The 4,735-nt window shown below is 38.7% G+C and carries 5 protein-coding genes; all 5 read right to left on the bottom strand.

Annotated elements, in window-relative coordinates:
* Nucleotides 1–295: 295 nt before the first annotated feature.
* The 5 genes from leuB to leuC all read right to left on the bottom strand — a co-directional run bounded on the left by leuB (nucleotide 296) and on the right by leuC (nucleotide 4,497).
* Complete coding sequence (gene leuB, locus HYU69_08735) at nucleotides 296–1,354, bottom strand: 3-isopropylmalate dehydrogenase (GenBank protein ID MBI2270426.1); 1,059 nt, start codon at nucleotides 1,352–1,354, stop codon at nucleotides 296–298.
* A gap of 39 nt (nucleotides 1,355–1,393) precedes the next feature.
* Nucleotides 1,394–1,750, bottom strand: coding sequence for a DUF86 domain-containing protein (locus HYU69_08730; GenBank protein ID MBI2270425.1), 357 nt, complete (start codon nucleotides 1,748–1,750; stop codon nucleotides 1,394–1,396).
* Nucleotides 1,743–2,027: a nucleotidyltransferase domain-containing protein gene (locus HYU69_08725; protein ID MBI2270424.1), complete on the bottom strand. Its 285-nt coding sequence runs from the start codon at nucleotides 2,025–2,027 to the stop codon at nucleotides 1,743–1,745. Before HYU69_08725 ends, HYU69_08730 begins: the two co-directional genes overlap by 8 nt.
* A 288-nt stretch (nucleotides 2,028–2,315) precedes the next feature.
* A complete protein-coding gene (leuD, locus tag HYU69_08720; protein ID MBI2270423.1) occupies nucleotides 2,316–2,921 on the bottom strand; it encodes a 3-isopropylmalate dehydratase small subunit in 606 nt (201 codons plus the stop codon).
* Nucleotides 2,922–3,093: 172 nt separating this feature from the next.
* Nucleotides 3,094–4,497, bottom strand: a complete 1,404-nt coding sequence (leuC, locus tag HYU69_08715) for a 3-isopropylmalate dehydratase large subunit (protein MBI2270422.1) — start codon at nucleotides 4,495–4,497, stop codon at nucleotides 3,094–3,096.
* Nucleotides 4,498–4,735: the final 238 nt, after the last annotated feature.

Genomic DNA, 4,735 nt, shown 5'->3' with positions numbered 1-4,735 from the left:
TCAATATACTGCTTGAGTGTATTCAAAATTTGTATGTTTGTAGTCATAGGGGGGATGTTTGGTTACATCAAAGAACAGAGGAATCTGTTCTTTAACCCCCTATAATTCATAAAGTTATCATCCAACTTAATGACATTGCCCTGAAAGGGTTGAATATTTCAATAAAAACATTCAACCCTTTCAGGGTTGTAGCGGAGAGTGGTTTATTTCTCCTCTGGTTTCACCAGAGGTTATGCGTATTCAAGCCTTTCAGGCTTGCTTGATAATACGAGAGTTTTTGATTTTGATCCTGAACTCATTTAATCAGTTCCGCAATTTTATCTCCCACTTCAGTAGTCGAGTAAAACTTAACCGGGTCAATATCCTGGGTAACACAGCCGGAAAGGATAACGTTTTCCACGGCCTTCCTGATAGATTCGCTTTCTTTTTTCAAGCCGAATGATGTTTCCAAAAGCATGGCGGCCGAAAGAATAGCGCCGATTGGATTAGCTATATTTTTACCGGCAGCCTGTGGATAAGAGCCGTGGATAGGTTCATACAAAGCCCTTTCTTTTCCAACAGAAGCGGAGGGAAGCAATCCTAATGAGCCTGCGATAACAGAGGCTTCGTCCGTTATAATATCGCCGAACATGTTCTCTGTTAAGATCACATCAAACTGTCGGGGGTTTAAAATAATTTGCATGGCCGCGTTATCCACAAACATAAAATCGAGTTGAATGTCGGGGAAATTTTCGGCGTATTCTTTTACGGCTTTTCTCCAGAGGCGTGATGTTTCCAAAACATTGGCTTTGTCCACAAGGGTTACTTTCTTTTTTCTTGAAGCTGCCGATTCAAACGCGAGTTTTGTTACACGTAAGATTTCTTCTGTTGAATAGGTGCATGTATCAAAAGCGGTTTGTTTATCAGCGCTTAATCCTTTTTCTCCGAAATAGATTCCACCTGTAAGCTCACGGAATACAATGAAATCAATATTTTTTATGATCTCTTCTTTCAGCGGTGATTTTTTTAATAACGCGGGATAACTATTTACCGGGCGGATATTCGCATAGAGACCAAGCGCTTTACGCATTGCCAGCAAACCCTGTTCCGGTCTCACTTTTGCAGTTGGATCGTTATCATATTTCGGATGTCCGATAGCGCCGAATAAAATGGCATCCGTTGACGTGCAAAGTTTTAATGTTTGTTCAGGAAAAGGGTCTCCTGTTTTATCAATGGCTATAGCTCCAATCAACCCTTCTTCAAATTCAAAAGAATGATTGAATTTTCCCATAATAGCCTTTAGTACTTTTACGGCTTGTGCGGTAACTTCAGGGCCTATGCCATCTCCGGGTAATACTGCGATTTTCTTTTTCATGTTTTGGGTTTGACTCTGATGGAATGAAACGAAGAAGGGTTATTTTTTTATATCAAGTATTGCTTTTTTCAATGGAACAAGGTCGTTGCTGCAAATATCAAACACAATTTCATGATCAAGCATGTCGTAATGATGAGAAATCAGGTCGCGGAAATTAATTATTTTATCCCACTCAATTTCGGGGTGGGAATTCAACAAAAGGGGATCTGCTTTATGAATCTTCTTAATGTTTTCGCCAATTACCTGTAGCCGGATCACAATAGAATCCAAAAGGACCTTATTGTTTTTATTTACAACAAATTCATTCGCGTTCTGAATAGTTGAAAACCGGTCGATCACAATGTCAATATTCTCAAGCACAAAATCAAAAAGATACTGAACCCTGTTGTCAAACATAGATCACATCTTTTTTTATACGGCTCAAAAATTTTTCAGTAATGTGATCTCCCATCCGTATCAGATCGATCTTTTTATTGAATTTTTTTCGAAGGTAACTATACAGCCCGGAAAATTTTGAATAATCGGGCTTGTCAAGGGTAACTAAAATATCAATATCACTTTCCTCGTTTTCATTGCCACGCGCATACGAGCCAAATACGGCCAATTGCTCAACCCCGAATGAATCGTGCAAAAATCGTTTTTCTTGTTTTAATATTTCAACAATCGTACTCATGACAGCAAATTTACTTAAGTAAGGCGTGAATTGCAAGGAATGTAAGAGACTTAAATTTTCCGACAACGGCTTTTAATACGTTTACTGCTTGTGCCGTAATAATATCACAGCAGAAATTTAACGACAAATCGGCTGTAGAAGGTAGCGGAAATGTCGTTATAACATGAAATGCTGTCTAATGGATTGTTATATTTTTTACTTTCAACTCAAAGCGGCTCAACTTTATGTAGGAATAATTAGCTATACACAATTCTTCCAATGACGAAGCTTATTTGACTTTTTTGCCATTTATTTCACCAACTCAAGATGCTTACTCTTCTTCTCATAAGCACCGATTTCTTCTTTAATGCTCAATAAATAATCAATATCATCATACCCATTTAAAAAGCAGATTTTTTTATATTGATTGATATTGAATTTTTCAAAGGCGCTTGTGTCGGTTATGGTAACAGTTTGCTGCTGTAAGTCAACAATCAGTTGTGTATTATTGTTTTTTTTAACCTGTCCCATCATTTCATTAAGAAATTTTTCAGAAACTTCAACGGGAAGCAAGCCATTGTTGAGACAATTACTTTTAAAGATATCTGCAAAAAAGCTGGAGATAACCACTTTAAATCCATAATCAGCTATTGCCCATGCCGCATGTTCCCTGCTTGATCCGCAACCAAAATTTTTTCCGGTTAGAAGGATTGTTCCTTTGTATTGAGAGTCATTTAAAACAAAATCTTTTTTCGGATCATTTTTTTCATTGTATCTCCAGTCACGGAAAAGATTATCACCAAAGCCTTCGCGTGTTGTTGCTTTTAAAAAGCGGGCAGGGATGATCTGATCAGTATCAACATTTTCGATTGGAAGCGGAACTGCAGTAGAGATTATTGTTGTGAATTTTTCCATAGTATTTCAAACTTCTAAAAATTTATAAATTATGCTTTTGAATAACGAATATTTGACCATTAGAATAACAAATTATGAAGTGGGGAGCTGTCTAAAAGTCAGATTTCTTTTACTTCGATATTCGTTGTCCTAATGTTCCATATTCTATTATTCATTTAGAAAAATCTAAAAATTAATTCATATACTCTCTCACATCAGTTATATATCCTGTTATTGCTGAAGCGGCTGCGGTGAGCGGGCTTGCTAAAAATGTTCGTGCACCAGGTCCTTGCCGGCCTTCAAAATTTCTGTTGGATGTGGAGATACAATATTCTCCTTTTGGCACTTTATCTTCATTCATTCCCAGGCATGCCGAGCATCCGGGTTGGCGAAGCTCAAAACCTGCCGCACTTAATATTTTGTCCAATCCTTCAGCGATCGCTTGTTTTTGTACCTGTTTAGAGCCGGGGACGATCATCGCGTGAACATTATCCGCTTTCCTTTTCCCTTTTACAAATTCAGCTACCAGCCGCAAATCTTCGATCCTTGAATTGGTGCAGCTCCCAATAAAAATATAATTTACTTTTTTGCCTAATAGTTTAGCGCCGGCTTGCAGTCCCATATAGCTGATGGACTTATTGAAGGATGCTTTTTCGGCAGCATCTTGGATAGAAGCGTCAGCAGGTAGAGTGCCTGATATTTTAATGCCCATCCCGGGATTGGTTCCGTAAGTGATCATGGGCTCAATATCGGCAGCATCAAAAATATGTGTTTTGTCGAACGGCGCGCCTGGATCGGAGGGCAACGTTTTCCAGTATTCGACGGCCTTGTCAAAAATCTTTCCTTTAGGCGCAAACTCTCTTCCTTTAATGTACGCGAATGTTGTTTCATCCGGCGCGATCAACCCGCCGCGTGCACCCATCTCAATGCTCATGTTGCAAATAGTCATGCGGGCTTCCATTGAAAGAGCTTTTATTGCTGATCCTGCAAACTCAATAAAATAGCCACTTGCGCCACTCGACGATATTTTTGATAAGATATAAAGCACAATGTCTTTTGATAAAACTCCTTTTGCTAGTTTCCCATTGATCTCAATCTTCATGGTCCTGGGTTTGTTTTGCAGCAAACATTGTGTAGCGAATACCTGTTCGACTTCACTTGTGCCGATACCAAAAGCAATTGTTCCAAAAGCACCGTGGGTTGAAGTGTGACTGTCGCCGCAAACGATTGTCATGCCCGGCAGTGTAATCCCAAGCTCCGGTCCGATCACATGTACAATTCCCTGGAAGGGATGACCTAATCCATATAATTCAATTCCGTACTTTTTGCAGTTCTCTGTCAGTTTATCCACCTGGAATTTTGACAGAGGATCTTTGATAGGTAAATGCTGATTAACAGTTGGTACATTGTGATCTGCAGTGGCAAGAATATTTTGAGGACGAAAAACTTTAATACCTCTCTTTTCCAATCCGGCAAAGGCTTGTGGACTTGTTACTTCATGTATCAGGTGTTTGTCAATATATAATACCTCCGGCCCGTCTTTTATTTTAGTGACAACATGGGCATCCCAGATTTTTTCAAATAGCGTTTTCATAATTCTTTATTTATGCTGATCAAACTTAAAAAATTATAGCCACCAAAACACAGAAGCGCTATCTCCCACTAAACTATTTTGCAGATACTTTTTCGTGGGATTTAGAAACTGTTTAAAATTCATTTGATAAAAAGTATAAAGGGCATCTAAAAGGAAATCTCCTACTGAATTACTTAGTGTTGACCAAAACCCTATGTACCATGTATGAAACAAGCCTTACCGATGCCCAATGGAAAATTGT

The organism is Bacteroidota bacterium, assembly GCA_016183775.1.
In the GTDB taxonomy this organism is placed as follows: Bacteria; Bacteroidota; Bacteroidia; order JABDFU01; family JABDFU01; genus JABDFU01.
The sequence above is the reverse complement of the archived record's forward strand: the minus strand, read 5'-3'. Positions and strand labels throughout refer to the sequence as shown.

Excerpts from the sequence above, each read along its gene's own strand:
- HYU69_08725 (MBI2270424.1), bottom strand. The coding sequence starts at position 2,027 with ATGAGTACGATTGTTGAAATATTAAAACAAGAAAAACGATTTTTGCAC.
- HYU69_08730 (MBI2270425.1), bottom strand. The coding sequence starts at position 1,750 with ATGTTTGACAACAGGGTTCAGTATCTTTTTGATTTTGTGCTTGAGAAT.
- leuB (MBI2270426.1), bottom strand. The coding sequence starts at position 1,354 with ATGAAAAAGAAAATCGCAGTATTACCCGGAGATGGCATAGGCCCTGAA.
- leuD (MBI2270423.1), bottom strand. The coding sequence starts at position 2,921 with ATGGAAAAATTCACAACAATAATCTCTACTGCAGTTCCGCTTCCAATC.